The sequence below is a fragment of the Alteromonas sp. 4NS20-0143 genome, from assembly GCF_057542855.1.
The window spans coordinates 70,530-91,669 of record NZ_BAAJLR010000006.1; the positions used below are offsets into that span (position 1 = coordinate 70,530).

General features: G+C 45.2%; 21 protein-coding genes. 6 read left to right on the plus strand and 15 right to left on the minus strand.

Annotated elements, in window-relative coordinates; translation table 11 throughout:
• Positions 1 to 16 precede the first annotated feature (16 nt).
• The 7 genes from hflX to AC27HD_RS13290 form a co-directional block, all read right to left on the minus strand.
• On the minus strand, positions 17 to 1,306 hold the full coding sequence (gene hflX, locus AC27HD_RS13260) for a ribosome rescue GTPase HflX (RefSeq protein ID WP_032097710.1): 1,290 nt from the start codon (positions 1,304 to 1,306) through the stop codon (positions 17 to 19).
• Positions 1,307 to 1,323: 17 nt separating this feature from the next.
• On the minus strand, positions 1,324 to 1,575 hold the full coding sequence (hfq, locus tag AC27HD_RS13265) for an RNA chaperone Hfq (protein ID WP_032097709.1): 252 nt from the start codon (positions 1,573 to 1,575) through the stop codon (positions 1,324 to 1,326).
• Between the two features lie 77 nt (positions 1,576 to 1,652).
• Complete coding sequence (gene miaA, locus AC27HD_RS13270) at positions 1,653 to 2,588, minus strand: tRNA (adenosine(37)-N6)-dimethylallyltransferase MiaA (RefSeq protein WP_032097708.1); 936 nt, start codon at positions 2,586 to 2,588, stop codon at positions 1,653 to 1,655.
• Between the two features lies 1 nt (position 2,589).
• Positions 2,590 to 4,560 (minus strand): DNA mismatch repair endonuclease MutL, encoded by a 1,971-nt coding sequence (gene mutL / locus AC27HD_RS13275; RefSeq protein ID WP_487106449.1) that lies wholly within the window; start codon positions 4,558 to 4,560, stop codon positions 2,590 to 2,592.
• 92 nt (positions 4,561 to 4,652) lie between these two features.
• Entirely contained in the window at positions 4,653 to 6,014 is a 1,362-nt protein-coding gene (locus tag AC27HD_RS13280) for an N-acetylmuramoyl-L-alanine amidase (protein WP_487106451.1), read from the minus strand.
• A gap of 58 nt (positions 6,015 to 6,072) precedes the next feature.
• On the minus strand, positions 6,073 to 6,555 hold the full coding sequence (tsaE, locus tag AC27HD_RS13285) for a tRNA (adenosine(37)-N6)-threonylcarbamoyltransferase complex ATPase subunit type 1 TsaE (protein WP_487106453.1): 483 nt from the start codon (positions 6,553 to 6,555) through the stop codon (positions 6,073 to 6,075).
• A gap of 80 nt (positions 6,556 to 6,635) precedes the next feature.
• Complete coding sequence (locus AC27HD_RS13290) at positions 6,636 to 8,138, minus strand: NAD(P)H-hydrate dehydratase (RefSeq protein ID WP_487106455.1); 1,503 nt, start codon at positions 8,136 to 8,138, stop codon at positions 6,636 to 6,638.
• A 6-nt stretch (positions 8,139 to 8,144) separates the two neighbouring features.
• Between AC27HD_RS13290 and queG the strand changes: the two genes are divergently transcribed.
• Positions 8,145 to 9,302, plus strand: coding sequence for a tRNA epoxyqueuosine(34) reductase QueG (gene queG, locus AC27HD_RS13295; RefSeq protein ID WP_487106457.1), 1,158 nt, complete (start codon positions 8,145 to 8,147; stop codon positions 9,300 to 9,302).
• Positions 9,303 to 9,356: 54 nt separating this feature from the next.
• Here queG and AC27HD_RS13300 read toward each other — a convergent pair whose 3' ends face one another.
• From AC27HD_RS13300 to nudC, 3 genes are all read right to left on the minus strand, one after another.
• Positions 9,357 to 9,896 carry a hypothetical protein gene (locus AC27HD_RS13300; RefSeq protein ID WP_487106459.1) on the minus strand — a complete coding sequence of 180 codons (540 nt, stop codon included), beginning with the start codon at positions 9,894 to 9,896 and terminating at the stop codon, positions 9,357 to 9,359.
• 75 nt (positions 9,897 to 9,971) lie between these two features.
• Positions 9,972 to 11,063: a uroporphyrinogen decarboxylase gene (hemE, locus tag AC27HD_RS13305; RefSeq protein ID WP_487106461.1), complete on the minus strand. Its 1,092-nt coding sequence runs from the start codon at positions 11,061 to 11,063 to the stop codon at positions 9,972 to 9,974.
• A gap of 298 nt (positions 11,064 to 11,361) precedes the next feature.
• The gene (gene nudC, locus AC27HD_RS13310) at positions 11,362 to 12,195 is read right to left on the minus strand and encodes an NAD(+) diphosphatase (RefSeq protein ID WP_487106463.1); all 834 of its coding nucleotides are present in this window, start codon (positions 12,193 to 12,195) and stop codon (positions 11,362 to 11,364) included.
• Positions 12,196 to 12,904: 709 nt separating this feature from the next.
• On the opposite strand from nudC, the gene AC27HD_RS13315 reads away from it, so the two are divergent.
• The 4 genes from AC27HD_RS13315 to AC27HD_RS13330 all read left to right on the plus strand — a co-directional run bounded on the left by AC27HD_RS13315 (position 12,905) and on the right by AC27HD_RS13330 (position 15,584).
• Positions 12,905 to 13,378 carry a transcriptional repressor gene (locus tag AC27HD_RS13315; RefSeq protein WP_032097701.1) on the plus strand — a complete coding sequence of 158 codons (474 nt, stop codon included), beginning with the start codon at positions 12,905 to 12,907 and terminating at the stop codon, positions 13,376 to 13,378.
• The gene (locus AC27HD_RS13320; RefSeq protein WP_032097700.1) at positions 13,368 to 13,832 is read left to right on the plus strand and encodes a chemotaxis protein CheX; all 465 of its coding nucleotides are present in this window, start codon (positions 13,368 to 13,370) and stop codon (positions 13,830 to 13,832) included. Before AC27HD_RS13315 ends, AC27HD_RS13320 begins: the two co-directional genes overlap by 11 nt.
• Positions 13,822 to 14,259 carry a secondary thiamine-phosphate synthase enzyme YjbQ gene (locus AC27HD_RS13325; RefSeq protein WP_032097699.1) on the plus strand — a complete coding sequence of 146 codons (438 nt, stop codon included), beginning with the start codon at positions 13,822 to 13,824 and terminating at the stop codon, positions 14,257 to 14,259. The genes AC27HD_RS13320 and AC27HD_RS13325 overlap by 11 nt, the downstream gene beginning before the upstream one ends.
• A 119-nt stretch (positions 14,260 to 14,378) precedes the next feature.
• Positions 14,379 to 15,584, plus strand: a complete 1,206-nt coding sequence (locus AC27HD_RS13330; protein ID WP_487106466.1) for an OmpA family protein — start codon at positions 14,379 to 14,381, stop codon at positions 15,582 to 15,584.
• A gap of 160 nt (positions 15,585 to 15,744) precedes the next feature.
• Here the strand turns inward: AC27HD_RS13330 and dnaB are convergent, their stop codons facing one another.
• The 5 genes from dnaB to AC27HD_RS13355 form a co-directional block, all read right to left on the minus strand.
• On the minus strand, positions 15,745 to 17,130 hold the full coding sequence (gene dnaB / locus AC27HD_RS13335; protein WP_032097697.1) for a replicative DNA helicase: 1,386 nt from the start codon (positions 17,128 to 17,130) through the stop codon (positions 15,745 to 15,747).
• A gap of 255 nt (positions 17,131 to 17,385) precedes the next feature.
• The gene (locus tag AC27HD_RS13340; RefSeq protein ID WP_235207850.1) at positions 17,386 to 17,976 is read right to left on the minus strand and encodes a hypothetical protein; all 591 of its coding nucleotides are present in this window, start codon (positions 17,974 to 17,976) and stop codon (positions 17,386 to 17,388) included.
• Positions 17,977 to 18,189: 213 nt separating this feature from the next.
• A complete protein-coding gene (locus AC27HD_RS13345) occupies positions 18,190 to 19,194 on the minus strand; it encodes a DUF4097 family beta strand repeat-containing protein (RefSeq protein WP_487106469.1) in 1,005 nt (334 codons plus the stop codon).
• Positions 19,195 to 19,208: 14 nt separating this feature from the next.
• Positions 19,209 to 19,790 (minus strand): hypothetical protein, encoded by a 582-nt coding sequence (locus AC27HD_RS13350; RefSeq protein ID WP_032097696.1) that lies wholly within the window; start codon positions 19,788 to 19,790, stop codon positions 19,209 to 19,211.
• Positions 19,783 to 20,358, minus strand: coding sequence for an RNA polymerase sigma factor (locus AC27HD_RS13355; protein WP_032097695.1), 576 nt, complete (start codon positions 20,356 to 20,358; stop codon positions 19,783 to 19,785). The genes AC27HD_RS13350 and AC27HD_RS13355 overlap by 8 nt, the downstream gene beginning before the upstream one ends.
• Before the next feature lie 133 nt (positions 20,359 to 20,491).
• On the opposite strand from AC27HD_RS13355, the gene AC27HD_RS13360 reads away from it, so the two are divergent.
• A complete protein-coding gene (locus AC27HD_RS13360) occupies positions 20,492 to 21,127 on the plus strand; it encodes an MOSC domain-containing protein (protein ID WP_487106471.1) in 636 nt (211 codons plus the stop codon).
• Positions 21,128 to 21,140: the final 13 nt, after the last annotated feature.

Consider the following 21,140-nt stretch of genomic DNA (forward strand, 5'->3'; position numbering starts at 1 on the left):
AACGCTTTCGCACTGATTAATGTCGCACAACATACTCTGATATTCCGTTTTCTAGACGCTTTTCGAGTCTATTCCAATCGGCAGCTGGCATTCTCACATCCACTACCCAATCGCCCTGATTGTCATACTCTTCGTTGGAAATGCAGTTAAGCTCATAAAGCACTCCACGAAGACGGCTATGTGCCGGAGGTATCTTCAAGGTGTAATTTACCATGCTTTTGGCTAGGCATTCGGTGAGTGCTTGACCAAGAAGCTCAGTACCCTCACCAGATTGGGCTGACAGCCACACTCGGGTTGGAATACCTTCCTCGTTTCTTTCTATACGCGGTTCGACATCGTCTAGTTTATCAATCTTATTACAGATTAGTAATTGTTGTATCTCGCCTGCGTCAATTTCTTCTAATACGTTATTAACTTCATCCATCGTCTCACGATATTTGGCATCCGCAATATCGACGACGTGAAGCAACAGGTCAGCCTCTTGAGTCTCTTGCAGCGTCGCTTTAAATGCGGCAACAAGGTCGTGGGGAAGATGACGGATAAAACCAACCGTGTCGGCAAGAATAGCCGGCCCAACATCCTGCAGATCAATTTTCCTGAGTGTAGGGTCAAGGGTGGCAAACAACTGGTCGGCAGCGTAAACGTGTGAATCTGTAATGGTATTAAACAGTGTCGATTTACCCGCGTTTGTGTAGCCAACTAAGGATACCGTTGGTATTTCGGCACGTTTGCGCGAACGTCTTCCTTGTTCACGTTGTTTTTGAACCTTTTCTAACCGGCGTAGAATGGCTTTAATACGCCCGCGTAATAAGCGACGATCAGTTTCTAACTGCGTTTCACCCGGCCCGCGTAATCCTATACCCCCTTTCTGGCGCTCAAGGTGAGTCCAGCCTCGTATTAAACGAGTAGAGATATGGCGTAGCTGTGCTAGCTCCACTTGAAGTTTACCTTCATGAGTTCTAGCGCGTTGGGCAAAGATATCGAGTATTAGACCGGTGCGATCTAATACTCTGCATTTACACACAGCCTCGAGATTTCGCTCCTGTGAGGGAGAGAGGGAGTGATTGAAAATAACTACGTTGGCATCGTGTGCCTTAACAGCAGCAGCTATTTCCTCTGCTTTACCTGATCCGACGAAGAATTTTGCATGGGGTGCACTGCGCGAGGTAGTAATAACCTCAGCGGCATTAACACCGGCTGAAGACACAAGTAGTTCAAGCTCACTTAAGTCTTCTTTGCTGTTCTCATCAGAAAAATGTATATGAACAAGTACAGCCTGTTCACCGGCTTCATAACGGTCAAACAAGCGCGTTACCTTTTAGTTTATTCAGTTTTAGTATTTTCGGAATCTCCTGTTGTGCTTGGCATTGTGATAGCACGTGCTGGAACAACGGTTGAAATTGCATGTTTGTAAACCATTTGGCTCACTGTGTTCTTCAGTAAAATAACAAATTGATCGAAAGACTCAACTTGTCCCTGAAGTTTAATTCCATTTACCAGATAAATAGATACTGGGATACGTTCCTTGCGCAAAGCGTTCAAGAATGGGTCTTGTAAAGATTGCCCTTTAGCCATTTGTAATCCTTAGTTTTTATTATTAGCGGGCGCTGTTTCACTCCGCCTCACGTCTATTGTATACCACACTCAATCGTTTAGAGTGTGACTCGTGCTGCAATTTTAGTCAATTTATCGTTAGCAAATGTGTCTAACCACGTCACATCTTGCCAACCACGTAACCAAGTAAGCTGTCTTTTGGCAAGCTGCCTAGTCGCAATGATGCCGCGTTCACGCATATCATCGTAACTAAGTTGTCCTTCAAAGTACTGCCACATCTGTCTATAACCCACAGATCGAATAGAAGGTAACTCGTCAGAAAGATCACCTCGCTCGTATAACTTTTTTACCTCGTCTTCAAAGCCATCATCAAGCATTAAGTCGAACCTGCGTTCTATTCGCTCATGTAGTATAGATCTATCTTCGGGCGCTATAGCAAACTGTGTTATCTCATAAGGGCACTTTGTACCCTCTTGCTGCTGCCAGTGAGTCAGGGTTTTTCCTGTACTGCGATAGACCTCTAGCGCTCGCGTGATACGCTGAGGATCGTTTGGATGAATTCTTTCTCCGCTTACCGCATCGACATCCTTGAGTTCGTTGTGTAAATGCGTCCATCCTGACGCTTGTGCTTCACGGTTAATCTGCTCGCGAATAACTTCGTCTGACTTAGGTAGTGACGAAATTCCATTTATCAAGGCATTAAAGTACATCATTGTACCTCCTACCAACATGGGTAGCTTGCCACGACCATGTATTTCACCAATAAGTCGCGTTGTATCGTTCACAAATTGCGACACCGAATAACTTTCAGCGGGGTCGATTATATCGATAAGGTGATGGTGAACCACCGACTGTTCTTGCTCAGTGGGTTTTGCCGTACCTATGTCCATGCCTTTGTAAACCAAGGCAGAATCAACACTGATAATTTCGCATTCAGTGTGCTTAGCAACGTCTAGTGCCAAAGCCGTTTTGCCTGATGCCGTCGGACCCATAATTGCCAATACAGGAGAAGCAGTTTCTATGCCAATAGACATATTATTCTCCCCACGCTTTTAGTATGTCGTTTATCGAGCGCACTTTAGCAAATTGCTCAATATATTCCCATTGTTTAGACAGACTTTGCTGCTCCAACCAGTACCATACTGCCGCTGACGATTGTTCATCAATATCTTCTTTTGGAATAACGACGTTATCGGCGATGCTTTGAGGCGTTGTTAGCGAAGCACTCAGCAGGTGTTCAAACCACTTTATCCAAGGCAAATGTCTGCAGCCTGCCGGCACTTGTTGCAAGCGATATTTCCCCGCCACTTTGTTGATGTCAAAGTGCAGTTGTGACAGCACGTCTAGCGTAGATTGGGTTACGTTGTCGGCATGAATTGCCACCGGCATTAGTAAGGGCTGTTCATGCTGGGCCTTACAGAATAGTTCTGCTAACCATATCCCAATGAGGTTATCTGCAGAGAGTAGGAATACGCTATCCTGTTTTGGATACAATCTGTGCATGGCGGTAAGACTTGTGTACGCCAGCCCGTCTAGCCCACTATCGTTTTGGTGTAGCCCATTTTGATCAAGCCCGCTCTCGTTTAACCTGTCTTTATTTGGCGTCATTAAGGCGTTGAACCCAGCCTGATAAGCTGCAGAGGGCCCTTTACTTTGCCGTTGAAATTGTGCCATTCGGTTAGCTGAAGGCGACCCACTTCTCTCGCCAGCACCTGGCGTACCTTCACCTACTCTATCTGGATACGAGTGAGATGGACCTGTATGCAATTGATGAGCAGAACCCGAATTGTCATTGGCGTGAGGATTCTCAATGTGTGCGTTCTCAGTGTGCGCATGCTCAGTATGCGCATGTCCAGTATGTAAGGCAGGGGGGCGTGAATTGGCTGTGTCTAACGGGCGGATGTAGCCATGCTCCACTTTGGGATTCATGTAATCGGAAGGTTGTTCGCCGCCAACTTGGCTCTCGCCATGGTGCTGGTGATTGGGGTCGCTTGGGTCGCTGGTGTCGTTGTTTAACGCGTATAATGCGTCGCAAACGCTTTTACATATAAAATCATGTACTAAGCGACTTTGTTGAAATCGCACTTCGTGTTTTGCGGGATGAACGTTTACGTCGACATCTTTTGGATTCAAACTCAGGTAAACAACAAAACTAGGTTGCTCAACCACGCCCCACACGCTTTCATAGGCTTGGCGAATAGCGTGAGTAATAAGCTTATCTCGCATTCCTCGACTATTTACAAAGCTAAACTGACAGTCATTGCTGCTTCTTAGCATAACTTCATTGCCTAGCCATGCATCAATAATCAATCCGTCGTACTGCGTATTAATATGCACTGCATTTTGAATAAATTTTTGACCCACTACTGCAGCAATACGACGCTCCATACTGCCCGCTTTATCAGCGATATACCGCTTAATGACCTTGTCGTTGTGCCTAAGAATGAAAGAGACGTGAGGGTAGCTCAACGCCACACGTTTAATCACCTCTTCAATATGCTGAAATTCAGTTTTTTCCGTTCGTAAAAACTTGCGCCGGGCCGGCGTATTATAAAACAGATCAGCGACATCGATTGTGGTTCCCACAGGGTGTGCGGCCGGTCTAACCGCCACCGACATATCTCTGCCTTCACAATAGGCTTCCCATGCTTCGCTTTGCGACTGTGTTTTAGATGTAAGCGTTAGACGCGTTACTGAGCTGATGCTAGCGAGCGCTTCACCACGAAAGCCCAGTGAAAGAATTTGTTCTAAATCGTCCAGCGTCGATATTTTACTGGTTGCGTGGCGACTCAATGCAAGCTGTAGTTCATCTTTCGCAATACCGCTGCCGTTGTCTTTAATGCGAATTCTTTTATGCCCGCCCTTTTCAATATCGATCTCAATTTTTGTAGCACCAGCATCGACACTGTTTTCGAGCAGTTCTTTAACAACAGACGCAGGCCGCTCTACCACTTCACCAGCGGCAATTTGGTTTGCAAGTTGGGGCGATAAAAGCTGTATTGGCAAGGAAACCTCTGTTTTGAAAATAAATAGTCGTTGTTTTGTTAATCAAGCATTGCGATGGCGAATGATGAACGACGAATAAAAAGTATTGTTTCTTAGGTACTGGGGATAGTTAACACTTGCCCGATGCGCACAACATCGTTACGCAAGTTGTTCGCTGCTTTAATACTGCTCACTCTTACGTTGTAACGCTGAGCCAATAACGATAGCGACTCTCCGGAGCGAACACGGTGGGTTCTATTTTTTGCTTTTTCAGCAGCCCACAGCGTCCCATCTGGAGGAACCTGCCTAAAGTAGCGCTTAGCCGCATTGAACATGGCTTTTGCTAATCGCTCTCGATATTTAGACCAATTGAGATTCTTTTCTTCTTGAGGATTTGAAATAAACCCAACTTCTACCAAAATTGACGGGATATCTGGTGATGTTAACACCGCCAAACTCGCAGCCTGCGGCTTGCGCTTGTGCAATGACGTTACGGCTTTCAACTCTTCTATTACTTTGTTGCCTAAATCGTGGCTTGTTGCCATGGAATGGTCCATAGAAAGTCCCAATATAGTTTCCGCTAAATAGCGCTCACTGGACTTATCACTAATGACTTCAGCGGCACCACCGAGCAATTCCGAGTGTCGCTCGGTTCTTTCCATCCAGCGTCCTAGTTCTGTATCAGCTCTTCGCATGGACAGCACCCAGACTGAGCCGCCGCGAGGCTGTGGCTGGGTAAAGGCATCAGCGTGAATGGAGATGAGTAAATCCGCTTTTTTCTGTCGTGCAATTTCTGGGCGTTTATTGGGTGAAAGGTAATAATCGCCAGTGCGCGTCATAATGGCGCGCATGCCATCTTCTGCATCGACCATAGCTTGAAGCCGTTTGGCAATGCTCAGGGTTATGTGCTTTTCAAACGAGCCCGCAGGACCAATTGAGCCAGGGTCTTGTCCGCCATGACCCGCATCAATGGCAACGATGATGTCGCGGTCGCGAGTACTGCTAGATTCATCAATAATCACACGCTGCTTGGAAGACGAAATGGCTGAAGAGGAAGCAGGCTTTTGTGCAACTTCGGGCGCACTATCGGCTAAATCAAGTACAAGCCTATGGCCGTAGGACTTATTTGGCGCTACTGCAAACAATGAGGGTTCGGCATTGCGGTTTAGCTCTACGACAACACGTGCAGAAGTTGCACGTTTAGGTGTTGAGTAGCGAAGCTTTCGAACTAAGCTGCCACTATTTTCAACCGAAGAAAGTGCGAACGTATTGGCAGTATTTTTGAAGTCTATGACCACTCGCAGCGGCTTTTTGAGTGTGAAGTAGGTAAAATCTGGTGCAGAATCTACGTCAAAGACAATACGTGTTTTGGTGGCCTCTGGTGATACTCTTACACCATTAATCGTGTTTTGTGCAGCACTGACAACTTGCGCCATAAGACACAACATTAAGACCGATATTATACTGCGCACCATAATTTGCCTTTACGTCTTCACTCTCACGTGGATTACACAAGATGTGATTTTATCGTTTTTATATACGTTTACATTGCTGGAGCAGCTTGGCGCCAAGTGCAGATTTTGACTCTAAAACAAACTGCCTACCCGATGGCGTTGCGTTTATATTAATCACTAAGTCAGGGGATGCCAAGTACTCTCCCCCCTTTTGTGACCATTCAACAAGTGCAATCGCATCACAGCCAAAATAATCGCGTATGCCCATAAACTCTAATTCTTCAGGATCTGACAACCGATATAAATCAAAATGATATATATTGACGCTGTCTAACTCATAAGGTTCAACCAGTGTATAGGTAGGACTTTTAACACTACCTGAATGACCAAGTGCCTGGATAAAATATCGGCTAAAGGTGGTTTTTCCAGCGCCGAGGTCGCCATTGAGAAAAACGACCACATTCGCGGGCAATTGGCTAGACACTGCTTGAGCAAGGTCTTGAGCTAGTAGCGATGTATCATCAACATCGCTAGCAAAATAGGAGGACTGCGGGTAAGACATCTGCGTTATTCCACTGAAACTAAACTGTGCAGTAAATATCTTACAAACCGCAAATCAGGAAGGCCTTATTACAAAGGCACTTATTTGTGGTTTATCAAGCTACGAACCGCATCATAAAAATCACTCGCTATCATACCACGTTGTCCATACTGTTGGGCAATATCGTCGCCCGCTTTTGCATGCAGTACAACGCCGTACTTAGCCGCAATATCTGTCTCTACCCCTTGAGCGAGTAACGCGCCTAAAATACCGCTTAGTACATCGCCACTGCCAGCGGTTGCCATGCCAGGGTTACCGTGTCGACACACCCACGTCTTTTTCTCGTTGTCGATTAACGTACCTGCACCTTTGAGCACACATACCGAATGGTAGCGCTGTGAACACTGGCGAGCATAGTTAAACCGGTCGCTTTCAACGTCATCTATGGACACGCCTAACAAACGAGCGGCTTCCCCCGCGTGGGGGGTAAGAATACTTTGCGATAGCGTGAATGCCGTAGACTGCTTGCACAGTATATTTAGCGCATCAGCATCAATAACAATAGGCTTATTCGTCTGTTGGCAATGCTTAAGTGTGGTTGAAAAGGCGTCTTCAGCCCACTCATCCTGACCAAGCCCAGGGCCGATAACCACACAACTTGCCCACTGAAGAGCATCGTCTAACTGGCTATCGGTCACCATTAATTCAGGGCGACCAGCGCTTACCTGCACAACGGAAGATTCGTGAGTATAAACACGCACCATACCCGCACCACTTCGAAGCGCCGCTTCGCCCGCTAAACGAATGGCTCCGGCAGTGCCCTTATTACCACCTATACATAGCAATCGACCATAGGTGCCTTTATGACTGTGCACGTCCCGTGGTCCCATGCCTTTGAAATGGTCTATGTTTAGCATGGTAGCGCTCGCCTTGGCTAACGATTGAAACGCGTTACCAATGCCTAAATCAGCATAAACCAATTTACCACAAGACTGCTTACCCGCTCCGGTTACTAACCCAGGCTTGATGCCGACAAAAGTCACCGTAATATCAGCTTGCACACAGCGACCTAGGCTTTGGCCGGTATTGGCATCTAAACCAGAGGGAACATCAACACTCACCACAGGGGTATCGCTACTGTTTATGGCATCGATAACATCGGCAAACTCGTTTCTGATGTAGCTATTAATTCCCGTGCCCAATAGCCCGTCAATGATCACATCGGCTCGCTCAAGCAGTGATGCATCGAAACATTCCACAGCGCCACCTGAGTCAACCCATCGCTTTTGCGCGAGTCCGGCATCGCCTTCTAACACTCGCTCAGGCTCAATAGCACACACAAACACTTGCTTACCTGCAAGCTTTGCGTTCATTGCGGCTATGTAACCGTCTCCCGCATTATTGCCCTGACCCACAAGAACAAGATAGACATCGGAGTTTGGAATGAGCTCTAAGCATTGCTTAAAAACCGCGTCTCCCGCGCGCTGCATCAATGTGAACATGTCACAGTTTGAATTAGCAGCAGCTAACTTTTCATTTTCCCGAACTTGGTCGGCTCGAAATAGTTTGTATGATAAACTTGACGTGAGTTGAGTATCTAGCATGAGAAAATGTCCGCAATTAATTCTATTGATCTCGTTGAGTTAACCCACAATATCAAGGCTTGGGGAGCTGCGCTAGGCTTTCAACAGGTTGGTATCAGCGATATTGATCTACATCAGCACGAGGCTCATCTACAAGATTGGCTAGACAACGACTACCACGGTGACATGCACTTCATGAAAGCGCATGGCATGAAACGGGCTCGGCCAGACGAATTGGTGCCCGGTACGCTAAGAGTAATCAGCGTGCGAATGAATTACCTGCCTCCCGATGCATCTTTTGCCAAACACCTTAAAACCTCAGACATTGGCTACATCAGTCGCTATGCGCTTGGGCGAGACTATCATAAAGTGCTCCGCAAGCGACTTAAGCAACTGGGTGAGAAAATTACTGCTGCGTTAAGTGCTATCGAATATCGTGATACTGAATATCGGCCTTTTGTAGACTCTGCCCCTGTGCTAGAGCATGCCATTGCCGAAAAAGCTGGACTAGGCTGGACCGGAAAACACAGTTTAACGCTGAATAAAGAGGCCGGCTCTTGGTTCTTTCTAGGCGAACTTTTTATCAACCTGCCGTTGCCTACCGACTCTCCTATTGAAGAGGGCTGTGGAAGCTGTACAGCCTGTATGACTATTTGCCCAACCAATGCCATTGTAGCCCCTTACAAAGTGGATGCGAGACGATGCATTTCCTATCTTACTATTGAGTCAGGCGAAGATATTCCCGAGGAACTTAGACCCCTGATGGGCAATCGTATTTATGGTTGTGATGATTGCCAGCTTGTTTGCCCTTGGAACCGCTATGCCGATGTTACAACTGAAGAAGATTTTCATCCAAGACAAGTACTGCACGGACAATCCCTCTTAACCTTATTTTCTTGGAGTGAGAAAACCTTTTTAGCCAACACACTGGGCTCACCTATTCGCCGCATTGGGTATGAAAAATGGCAGCGTAATATTGCTGTTGCTATCGGTAATGCTGATTTTAGTGAAGATAATATAGCGCTATTAAAGGCACAAAGAGGAATGGTAAGCGAGCAAGTTGATAGGCATATTGATTGGGCTATGACTCAACAAACTGCAAAAGAACATCACCAAAGAAGCGAACAGCGCAAGCAACAAAGGCTGATCAGAGTTATCGAGAAGGGACTTGTGCGAGACGCCTAGCTAAAAATTATTCGCTCGGGCATGTTCACAAGGTAAGCCCACTTAATCGTGTTCTCAAGCGCTTTTGGTTAACGGGTTTTTAACCGAAGTTGTTTGTTCTTGGGAAACGGTTTTATCTGTCTGTTGTTGTTTATGAGGCATAAAAGTAGCACTAAATTTTACCACTTCGGTTTGTAAAGCCTCATCTGATGATTCCATTACCCCAAACGTCCACCATGAAGGATTTGGAAGACTTTTTACTGCATCGTTGAGCTCATCTACCGTGCCAATAAATACACCCACAATCTCGCAAGCGACTTGAGTACAGGCGATATTATCAAGGGAGAATAGTTGCTCGTACGGCGATGTATCAAAAAAGTGAAGCAAATCTTTATGAGCCGCCGACACATCAGCGGTCTCTCTTACTTCTTTCACTTTATTGATAGGCTTTATAATTTTTAGCTCGCTGGTTTGTGTAGAACGAGAACGCGCTAAGACATCGCTTAGGCGTTCGTGTTCTACTTTTGAGTGATCTAGTTTCTGTTGATAAGAGACCACCTTAAAACCGGCAATAACAGAAAAAGCGACAAGCAGCACTAACAGCCAGGTTTTCATCGTTTATCCTTTTTCACCTGCTAATGATTAGGGCGTGTTGACCCAGCCTGCTGATTTATTTAAACAGAATTAAGGCTATTTATGGTACTGCTTGCTTAACTTGTGCACAGAGTCAACGAAGACACCTGCATTTTCAGGCGGAACGTCTAAATGAATACCGTGGCCTAAATTGAACACATGACCAGAGCCTTCTCCGTATCCTTTCAAGATGGTGCCCACTTCTTCTTCAATTCGCTGAGCCGACGCATACAGCATTGAAGGGTCCATATTCCCCTGCAGAGCAACTTTATCGCCAATGCGGGCGCGGGCTTCTTTGATGTCGATAGTCCAGTCTAGGCCAACTGCATCACAGCCAGTTGCTGCGATAGACTCTAACCACATGCCGCCATTTTTGGTAAACAAGGTAACAGGGACTTTTCGACCTTCGTTTTCTCGCGTCAACCCACTCACGATACGTTCCATGTATTGTAGCGAGAACTCTTTGTAGTCACGTGGCGATAAAACGCCGCCCCACGTGTCAAAAATCATGACAGACTGGGCACCGGCAGCAATTTGCGCATTGAGATACGAGGTGACTGAATCAGCTAATTTTTCCAGTAAGGTGTGCAGTATTGCAGGCTCTGCAAACGCCATTTTCTTAATTTTTGTAAACGCCTTACTTGAGCCACCTTCAATCATATAAGTCGCTAGCGTCCACGGACTGCCAGAAAAGCCAATTAACGGAACATCGCCCTTTAACTCTCTGCGAATAGTGCGTACTGCGTTCATCACGTACTGCAGTTCGCCTTCAGGATCGGGAATACCAATTTTATCTACATCGGCTTTACAGGTAATAGGCTTTTTAAAACGTGGGCCTTCCCCTGCTTCAAAATACAGCTCTAATCCCATGGCATCTGGAATGGTTAGAATATCTGAAAATAAAATTGCCGCATCGAGAGGAAATCTTCGCAGGGGCTGCAACGTTACTTCGCAAGCTAGCTCTGCATTTTTGCACAGTGACATAAAGTCACCTGCCACGGCACGTGTTGCTTTGTATTCTGGTAAGTATCGACCTGCTTGTCGCATCATCCATACGGGTGTTACATCAACCGGCTTTTTTTCCAACGCCCGTAAATAACGGTCGTTCTTTAACGCTGGCTTATCGACATTTGGAATATTTTGCGACATATAACTCACCTGATTTGAGATTAAAATTAAGCGGCGAAATTATACCAGTAATTATCACTGTGTGTGTGAAAAACCTTAATTCAAACACATGCTTTCGATGTATGTGCTGCACAGAGCGATGAGTAGTGTGTGTAAATAGCGACAACCCCAATGCACAAATTTACTTGCGCTTTTAAAATACCTTTGCTATTACTATACACGCTAACAAAAAGAAGCCTCTCAGAGGACCGTGCTAAAAAAACCTAGAACCCTGCTCCGGCAGGGTTTTTTATTTGTCGCTTATTGACGACAGGGCGGGTTATTTTTCGCCTATCAACGACAACGTTTCCGCTATAAGCTGTCCAGCAATTGAAACCTTAGGCGGTATATTAGGTAGCGCATCCACGTCAAACCATTGAGCATCATCTATTTCATTTTCTTGGCACACGATATCGCCACCGTCGTATTCGGCGATAAACCCAACCATTAATGAATGAGGGAATGGCCACGGCTGACTGCTGAAGTAACGTAGATTTTTTACTTTTACCCCAACTTCTTCGAAAACTTCTCTGTGAACGGCTTCTTCAAGGCTCTCGCCGCTTTCCACAAACCCAGCCAGCGTAGAGTACATATTTGCTTCTTTGTGCCTGACCCCTTTGGCCAATAACAGCTTTTCTCCATTGTGAATGGCAACGATGATACAGGGCGATACTCGGGGATACGTGCGATGCTTACAGCGATGGCATTGCATTGCCATCTCCCAGTTTACACGCTCCATTTCAGCGCCACACTGCCCGCAAAACTTGTGGGTTCGTAAAAAATGGATATATTGCCAAGCTCGACCTAGCACAGAAAACGCTATATTTTGTTGTGTAAATAGAAGCTGGCGCAGTGAAACTCGTTCCCAGCCAGGGCTTTCAATGTGTTCTGAGCCAACGTCAACCACGTATATGGGCGCTTCGGTTACAGCGGCATCATTAAGAGGGGGCAATTCATGCACGTCTTCGTGATACGATGCGAGAAACGAAAGCTCCTCAAAGTGCGCCTCAGGCAATATAGGATCGTTCTCTCGCACCACAATTTTTCCACGGCTAAAGATTACCCATATTGCTCTGCGCTTACTGATTTCAGTACCAGATAAATTAATCATCATAGATTAAGTGCCTTCTAATTTTTCTTGCTCATCATAATCACAAAGCTTTGGGCCTTTGCTGACATTCTTCGCATAGCATAAACGAAAGTACGCTTACTGTACGACTTAATGATTCACATTATTTTGGATAATGGTGGATAAAATAGCCTTGGCATTTGTGTCGTAAAAGCACAGTGTTATACTGCGAGCAACGTATTGTAAAAAATAGTGTGACAGTTCAGTTTTTGCATTCCGGTTTTACGTCTCATCGGTTGTAATAAACAGAGCAAAATCTCAGGTACGTTAGATTTATTTTCGCGCCGTGCGATCCCTGACTATGGGGTTTCGTAAAAGTTGTACTTAATTTTGTATAACAGTTTTTTATAGCTGTTTTAAATAGTTGTTTTTAAATAGAAGAGACGCGGGCTACTGCACTTACGGCAGCCACGTTGAGACTGACAGGTACGCTTTTTCTCTGTGCGAGTTTATTGAAAAAATAGTGGTTACGTCAGTATCAGAACTAAAAGTATGAAAGGTTTTAGCATTGAAGTACCGCCATTAAAGAATCAATGCGCTAATTTTGTAAAAAAGCACGAAAAAGAAATGCTTAACTAAAGTGCTCTATAATATTGTTAAAAGAAGACTTTTTAATAGCCTAATTAATGGCCTAGGTGGTACCTATATAGTATATAGGTAGCTACTGTGATGGCCGAGCTAACGGTAGCGATAAATGAATAATATGACACTCATTCACAAAGCGCGTGCCTACTGCGAACAGCGCGGGGCAAGGTTTACGCCATTGCGAGAGAAAGTGTACGAAATACTGCTTGCCAAACACGGACCTATGGGTGCTTATGAGCTACTTGATTCGCTAAAAGAAACCGAGTCTAGCGCTAAGCCGGCCACCGTTTATCGAGCATTAGATTTTTTACTCGATTTTGGTTTTATTCATCGACTAGAATCTACCAACGCATTTGTAGCCTGTTATCACTTTGGGTGTAATCACCCGGTTCAGTTTTTAATCTGCGATAGCTGTGGCGATGTGGCAGAGATTCAATCGGAAGGCCTTAAGGATACGCTTGACAGTCAGGCTGAAGCACACGGCTTTCGGGTCTCTAAGCAAACTATTGAAGCACATGGACTTTGCGCAGAATGTCAGAAAACGGAAGATTCCTCACTTAAGGAGCAAGTACATGAATGCTGAATTTGTAAATCCGTTTATCGGCGGTTTACTCAACGTAATGGAAACAATGGCGCAGACCAAACTTACACCGGGCAAACCAAAGAAAAAACAAAGCGACGTGGCTAAAGGTGATGTGTCAGGACTTATTGGTATGGTAGGTCCAAACGTAAGGGGCTCTATGTCGATTACGTTTGATGAGGCGCTAGCACTTACCATCATGGAACGTATGGTAGGAGAGCGACCTGAGAAGCTTGACGCTGAAGTGGCTGATATGGTCGGTGAAGTCACTAACATGATTTGCGGAAATGCCAAACGAGACCTTGCCGAACGAGGGTACGAATTTGGTATGGCAACACCTATTGTAGTGTCTGGTCATCAGCACACAATAAGTCACCAAGTAGACGGTGCGAAAATCATTCTGCCGTTTATGTGTGACGAAGGACTCGCTCATTTGGAAATCTGCTTTGACAAATAATGTCTGGCAGTCTGAAAAAATTACACTGCCTTCTTACCCACGAGGCTTCCACCTCATCACTGAAAAAATTGTAGAAGCCATTCCTTCACTGCATATTGTTGAGGTTGGCTTGCTGCATTTGTGGTTACAGCACACAAGCGCCAGCCTCACGGTAAACGAAAATGCTGACCCTACGGTTCGTCAAGATATGGAAGATTATCTTAACCACAGCGTAAGAGAAGACTCCCCGTATTTTAGGCATACCTATGAGGGAAGCGATGATATGCCGGCCCACATTAAATCTAGCCTATTAGGATGCGAAATAACTGTGCCCGTACAGCAAGGAAAACTTGCACTTGGCACGTGGCAAGGTATCATGCTCGGCGAGCACCGCGACAGCGGTGGAAGACGCACTATTATTGCCACACTACAAGGGACAGCAGCTTAGCCCGCATAATAAATGGCATGCTTTGTGCTTTGTCCTAGGAAACTAGTTCAAAACTAAGCTCGCAAGCACAACTATAATTATCAATTTGATAATCACTCAACGTTAAACAGGATGTGACTATGAAACACAACTTAAAATTAGCAGCGCTATCTCTTGCTGTAATGGCTTCAACAAATGCGTTTGCACAAGAATCTTCAGAACCAGATTACAAGCACTGGATTGGTCTTTCAGGCATGTACTACAATGCCGACGAATCTCGCCCTTTGTCACTCACTGAAGGCGGAACCTACGATAAGGGTCAAGGCCTTTCACTAGAATACGGCTTTCGTTTCACACAAAGCTGGGCAGCTCGCGTAGAGTTCACTGACTTAGAATTAGATAACGCAGCCGGCATCCCTGCAAATGACGCAGACGGTGAGATGGTTGGCGTTGACGCTATGTACTTCATGCCTGATGACGCCTACTTCCTATTTGCTGGTGTTAAGCGCCAATCAGTAGGTGTATCGACTACTCAAGGTAACGTCGGTATTGGTAAGCACTGGAACGTACATGAGTCTGTAAGACTTATCACAGAAATTGCCGCTTACCACGATTTTGGCGAAGACTATAACGACTACAGCGTTAAAGTAGGTATTGCAGTACCATTTGGTAAAAGCACACCAGCAGCGCCAATGGACAGCGACAACGACGGTGTTGTAAACGGTAAAGACCAGTGCCCTATGACACCTGCCGGCGTTCGCGTTGATGCAACAGGTTGTTCTGTAGACAATGATAACGACGGCGTAATGAACAGCGTTGATCAGTGTCCAAACACACCAGCAGGTACGCAAGTAGATGCAATGGGTTGTGCAATTAAAGATGCAGACAACGACGGCGTTGTAGATAGCAAAGACATGTGTCCAGATACAGAAGCTGGCGTAAAAGTTGATGCGAAAGGTTGTACTGTTTTTGACGAAGAGACGGTAGAAATTACACTACGCGTTCTTTTCGACAGTGAAAGTGCTGTTGTTAAAATGCCTAAAGATCCAGAAATTTCTGAATTTGCTGGTTTCATGAAGCAGTATCCTTCTACTACAGCGGTAATCGAAGGTCACACTTCTGCGCCAGGTACTGAGTCATACAACATGGACTTATCTGAGCGTCGTGCTGCTAACTTTAAAGACGTAATGGTTGATATGTATGGTATCGATTCTACTCGTCTAGATACAGTAGGTTATGGTGAGACACAATTACTAGATTCAGCAAGTAACGCTGAAGCACATCGTGTAAACCGTCGCATATCAGTGACAGTTAAAGACACTGTTAAAGTAGCTGAAGAGAAGTAATTCTCAACCAGCTAACGCAAAAAGGCGCCTAAGGGCGCCTTTTTTGTGTATGTCTTTTTTACTACTGTGTTTCAACTGACGCTCTAACTGATGATTTGATTAATCTACAGAGCGCGGCGATTTAAGCACTAGCGGTGGTATACCCTACTCTTTAGTAGCGCTAATAATCATCGGCCATTGCCGGCCCTGCGTAATTGTCGAAGCGCGAGAACTGGCCTTGGAAAGTAAGTCGAGAGGTACCAATAGGCCCGTTACGCTGCTTACCAATAATAATTTCCGCGATACCTTTATCTTCACTGTTTTCGTGATACACCTCATCACGATAGATAAACATAATTAAGTCGGCATCTTGCTCGATAGAGCCTGATTCACGTAAGTCCGAGTTAACCGGTCGCTTATCGGCTCGCTGCTCTAGGGTACGGTTAAGCTGAGATAGGGCCACTACCGGCACCTCCAGCTCTTTTGCTAGTGCTTTTAGCGAGCGTGATATCTCTGCAATCTCAAGAGTACGATTTTCACTTAACGAAGGAACCCGCATTAGCTGAAGGTAATCAATCATGATTAGGCTGATACCGCCGCGCTCTCTGGCAAGCTTTCTTGCTCTACTGCGCACGTCCATGGGTGTTAGGCCTGAAGAATCATCAACAAAAAGGCGGTCTTTGTCTTTTAACATCGCCATCGTATTTGAAATTCTCGCCCAATCTTCATCATCTAGCTGAGCGGTTCTAATCTTTGTTTGGTCAACACGGCTTAATGATGCAAGCATACGCATCATAATTTGTTCAGAGGGCATCTCAAGACTGAATACGAGAACCGGCTTTTCTTCTGCCATCATGGCATTTTCGACCAAGTTCATCGCGAACGTGGTTTTACCCATTGATGGTCTAGCTGCAACAATAATAAGATCGGAAGGCTGCAGGCCACTGGTTTTTTTGTCTAAATCGGTAAACCCTGTTGTAACACCGGTCACCTCTTTATTTGTCTTAACCAGCTCCTCAAGTCGGTCAATAGTTTTACCTAGAACAGACTCAACATTGCGAGGACCTTCATTTTCACCGGTTCTTCGCTCGGCGATTTCAAACACTCGGCTTTCTGCTAAATCGAGAATATCGGCGCTATCTCGGCCCTCTGGGTTGTAGCCAACCTCTGCAATCTCGTGCGCAACGCCTATAAGCTCTCTGGTTATTGCACGCTCGCTAATAATTTGAGCATAAGAAACCACGTTAGCCGAACTCGGTGTGTTTTTTGCCAGCTCACCGAGATAGGCAAACCCACCAGCATCTTCAAGCTGATCGTGCTTTTCTAGCTCTTCAGATACGGTAATGAGATCGATGGGATTACTGATATTTAAAAGACGAGTTATGGCTTTAAATATAATTTGATGCGAACGATTGTAGAAATCTGTTTCAGTGACGAGTTCCGCTACTTTATCCCAACTCTCAGGATCGATAAGCATACTGCCTAAAACAGACTGCTCCGCCTCTATACTGTGAGGGGGAACCTTCAATTTTTCTATATTCTTATCGCCTTGGGGGGGAGAAGCCACGTATGAAACCTATTGTGATGAAACAAAAACAGTGAACTATTATGCGCTTTTACCACGCGTCTCTCAATAAACTTACACCGCATTCTCTGCAACAGGACAATATTTACACAGATGTTTTAAGCCAGTAATGACAACGCCAAACACCACTGTAAGTGGTATAAACCCTTTGCGTTTTCACGACCATAATACGAAAACGACTTAGGGAGAGTTGCCTCTTAGCGTACACAAAAGGTCCCGTATTGTGGAATACCGCTTTTAAATCGTTGCTTTTTCTAGGCGAAAAAACGTTCCATTAGCAGGTATAACTGCGTTATCGCTTTGCTGAATGAGCAGTGTTCTGCCTAACGTTGCAACATCAGATGCACAGGTTAGTTCAATCTTAGTGACGTCGTCCCGTGAAAAACCAATACGCTGCGGATCTACCTTATATTGTGAATAAAAGTCATCTAAACTTAACCGTTGAGTGTCGTATTCAGGCACTTCACAGGCAAATTGGTCTAGCTGAGCGGACGTGGCCGAGTAGGTGAAAGAGCTCCCAAGTACGCGACTCTTACTCGTATTTTGGCTACTTTTTTCATCTTGATAAGTATCTGTTATCACCCACGTTCCCTCATAAAAGGACGGTTCATGGATAGCGCAACCTAACGTTAATGCGCAGATGCCAAACGCGCCTATAATAAGGCTATGAAATTTCCAAAAGCGTTTAACATGTCCAATAATCTTCACTGCTGTCTCCATTATCTCTAAATCTATTGTGGCTTCCTGCAACCTATCACTGCTATCACCTTCGCTTTCACACTCGCTCTCATCATAACTGCTGCTATTTAGTACGTGTTGATCTAACACAACCTTATCGCTTTGACGTTGAGTTCAAGGAAAGCTGGGGGAGCGAAGAGAAAATCTGTACGGTTTATCTCTTAATTTGTATCAAAAAAAAAGCTGCCTTTGTGTGAGCAGCTTTTTATCTATCGATTTTTAGCGAACCACATCATGATTAATAAATGCGGACTAAATCTGATTATTCAACCTAGTAAACGAATTAGAAATGCACTAGCTTATTCACTTTTCGTCTATTTCAATTCGCCCGTGCACGGTAGAAATGTCAACGTTTGCAGAGCCACCGTTTTGAATGAAGCGAAGCCAACGACTTGGACCGTATTTCGGTTTCTTCACTTCATCGTCGCTAAGATTATTCTTGATGTTGCCGCCAGCATGGGCCTCAATGTCAAACTGCGCTGAAACACCTTGTTGAAAGGCAAGGGACATAGCACCACCAACGGAGTTTGCTTTTACTTGTCCGTTGTCGTTTAACGACATACTAGCCGTCGTCTTCCCATTAACCGTATCAATTTCTAATCTATCTATTGCTGCTAATGTAAGCTCAATACGACCATTGACCGTTTCAACCGCAACCTCTGGACTTGTTGTGTTAACGTCTAGGTCTCCATTAACCGAAGTAAATGAAATTTCATTACTGCCTGTATGCGTTGCCTCTATATCACCGTTAACGGTTTCCACATCGAGGTCGCCCACTACATTTAACAACTCAATATCACCGTTTACCGACTCTACTTCAATGTGTGAACCCGAATTCTCAATGGTTACGTCGCCATTGACGACTTCAATGTCTACAGCATTTTGAATCCCTGTAGCAATGACATCAGCGTTTACTGCGGTATAGTGAAGGTCACTGCCAACAGGCGCATAAATGGTAAGCTCATCGCCATCGTTATTATTCCCATACCACTGTTTCGACTTGCGCTTTACCTCAACATGAATAACAACCACATCTCCACGCTTTTCAAAAATAAACTCTTCCGTTCGATCGCCGAGCTCCCCGACCACGCGAACCTGTGACTTGTCCCACACTTTGATTTCGGCACTGCCGTTTACGTGTTCAATATCGAGTTTTGGTGATAATGAAGTCTCAATGGTTTTATCGACTTTTTCACCTGCAAGCGCAGTAGGTGAAAGCGCGAGTAATATCACGGTGCTAAATGCTACTACTACCTTAGGTGCTGCTATCGCCTTAGGTGTTAGTCTGTTTTTCAGTTTTGCGTTCATTAGATTACCTCTTATTAAATTTGCTGCCATTTTGGCGCGTGCACTCGCTCAACTAAGGCAATTTGTTGTTGATAAACATGGTGTAGCATTTTGATTAACGCTGAATTATCAGGGTCCTCTTTTAATGCTGCTTTGATGGCATCTGCTGCCGTATCTAATTCATTTAATTGCTGCTGCCAGTCTTTTGTTAGCGCTGGCGTAGTTTCATAACTTGCGAGTAATCCCGTAATGTATTGACGCTGCTGTAAGCTTTGTGCTTCAACAAGTTCGTAGTTATTCACTGAACCATCTTTATGTGTTGAGCCCGGCGCGTTAACCAACATATCAGTAGGTTGTGATGCTGAAGGGTTACCAATAGGCGTTAAAAACCACAGCATGGAGCACACAACAGCAAACGCGGCAGCCACTGCCCACAGGCCTTTTGAGGCGAACACTGCCTGACGCCCGCCATGCTCATTGATTACAGCGCTACCTTCTGCCCCGTCATCTTGACGGGTTAACCCTAGTTCAATACCACGCCAAAGATCTCGCTCTGGCTGACGTTCTTTTTTCAATTCGTTAAGGCGCTGTAACAACTGTTTATCCGCATTACTCATCGGTACACCCCATTGCATGTTTTAAAAGCCCTCTGGCTCGATGCAGCTGTGCTTTGCTCGAGCCCACCGCCATATTGAGCATGCTGGCTATCTCTTCATGTCGATAGCCTTCTATTGCATAAAGTACGAACACAAGTCGGGCTCGTTCTGGCAACGCGCGAATATGCGTGTCTAAATCATGATCATTTGTTTCTTGAGGCGCTACAGGCTCTGTAATGCTGCTGGTCTCTATATTTAGCATGCGCTGAAACCAACTGCGCTGCTTACGCATATAGGAGATAGTGACATTCGCCGTCACGCTGTGTAGCCAAGTAGAAAATTGACTATTGCCATCGTAGCTGGCAATTTTTCTCCATAGCTGAATAAACACCTCTTGCGACGCATCTTCGGCTAAGCTTTTGTCGCCAGTTAAGCGGTAACATAGTGCATAGACGCGGCCTATATGCTGCTCGTATAGCGTCTTAAAAGCGTATTTACTGCCCGCTTTTACGTCAGCGATTACCTCGCTTTGTGATTTAGCGGTAAAAACCGCTCTGTCGCAACAAATGCGTTGGTGGCCTTGCTCCATGACGCTCTCTTTTTTGTGTACACTGTAATAGAAAATGTCAGTGTGGCACTTGTTAGTGTTATAACCTTAGTCGTAGCCTATAGTAGAAAGGTTTAAAGAAAAAAATAAGTTTTTTCAAAAACGCGGAGTCGGTATGTCAGAATTTAAAGTCAATGCACTGTTTGCAGGTCAACCAAGCCCTTTAGGGCCGAGAGGAGCACCCAGCAGTATTGTGAAAGAACCGGTGTCTCAACTCACTGTGCATACCGATAAAACTGATGAAGATTTACAGGCAAACAAGCGGCTTCACGGTGGCCCTGAAAAAGTGCTGCATCAATATAACCCTACTAACTACCTTACCCTTCGCAAACATTTCCCCGAGGGAGAGTTTGTACCCGGCAGCATAGGTGAAAACCTGAGTGTTGAGGGTATGGACGACGCAACGGTTTTCATTGGCGATATTTGGCAATTTGGTGAGGTTCAATTACAGGTGAGCGCTCCAAGAGCACCCTGCAGCAAAATATCTCAACGATTTGGTATATCAAATTTAGACAGATTTGTGGGTGAAAGAGGCATCACAGGTTGGTATTACCGAGTGTTAAAAACCGGCGTTATTCAACCCGGCGATGAGGTGCGTTTGATTGAACGCCAGGACAACACCGTTAGTGTGCATGAACTCATGCAGTGTACACACACAAAAACAGATAAAGCCTTGGCAACAGCACTGTCGTCGCTCTCCGTTCTTGATGATGAATGGCGATTGAAGTGTGAAAAAATTAGCAAACGTTAAGAACTAGCTGGCC

What these genes read in the sequence shown, in the direction of transcription:
- hfq (WP_032097709.1), bottom strand. Translation starts at nt 1,575, where the DNA reads ATGGCTAAAGGGCAATCTTTACAAGACCCATTCTTGAACGCTTTGCGC.
- miaA (WP_032097708.1), bottom strand. Translation starts at nt 2,588, where the DNA reads ATGTCTATTGGCATAGAAACTGCTTCTCCTGTATTGGCAATTATGGGT.
- AC27HD_RS13280 (WP_487106451.1), bottom strand. Translation starts at nt 6,014, where the DNA reads ATGGTGCGCAGTATAATATCGGTCTTAATGTTGTGTCTTATGGCGCAA.
- tsaE (WP_487106453.1), bottom strand. Translation starts at nt 6,555, where the DNA reads ATGTCTTACCCGCAGTCCTCCTATTTTGCTAGCGATGTTGATGATACA.
- AC27HD_RS13290 (WP_487106455.1), bottom strand. Translation starts at nt 8,138, where the DNA reads ATGCTAGATACTCAACTCACGTCAAGTTTATCATACAAACTATTTCGA.
- queG (WP_487106457.1), top strand. Translation starts at nt 8,145, where the DNA reads ATGTCCGCAATTAATTCTATTGATCTCGTTGAGTTAACCCACAATATC.
- AC27HD_RS13300 (WP_487106459.1), bottom strand. Translation starts at nt 9,896, where the DNA reads ATGAAAACCTGGCTGTTAGTGCTGCTTGTCGCTTTTTCTGTTATTGCC.
- hemE (WP_487106461.1), bottom strand. Translation starts at nt 11,063, where the DNA reads ATGTCGCAAAATATTCCAAATGTCGATAAGCCAGCGTTAAAGAACGAC.
- nudC (WP_487106463.1), bottom strand. Translation starts at nt 12,195, where the DNA reads ATGATGATTAATTTATCTGGTACTGAAATCAGTAAGCGCAGAGCAATA.
- AC27HD_RS13315 (WP_032097701.1), top strand. Translation starts at nt 12,905, where the DNA reads ATGAATAATATGACACTCATTCACAAAGCGCGTGCCTACTGCGAACAG.
- AC27HD_RS13320 (WP_032097700.1), top strand. Translation starts at nt 13,368, where the DNA reads ATGAATGCTGAATTTGTAAATCCGTTTATCGGCGGTTTACTCAACGTA.
- AC27HD_RS13330 (WP_487106466.1), top strand. Translation starts at nt 14,379, where the DNA reads ATGAAACACAACTTAAAATTAGCAGCGCTATCTCTTGCTGTAATGGCT.
- AC27HD_RS13345 (WP_487106469.1), bottom strand. Translation starts at nt 19,194, where the DNA reads ATGAACGCAAAACTGAAAAACAGACTAACACCTAAGGCGATAGCAGCA.
- AC27HD_RS13350 (WP_032097696.1), bottom strand. Translation starts at nt 19,790, where the DNA reads ATGAGTAATGCGGATAAACAGTTGTTACAGCGCCTTAACGAATTGAAA.
- AC27HD_RS13355 (WP_032097695.1), bottom strand. Translation starts at nt 20,358, where the DNA reads ATGGAGCAAGGCCACCAACGCATTTGTTGCGACAGAGCGGTTTTTACC.
- AC27HD_RS13360 (WP_487106471.1), top strand. Translation starts at nt 20,492, where the DNA reads ATGTCAGAATTTAAAGTCAATGCACTGTTTGCAGGTCAACCAAGCCCT.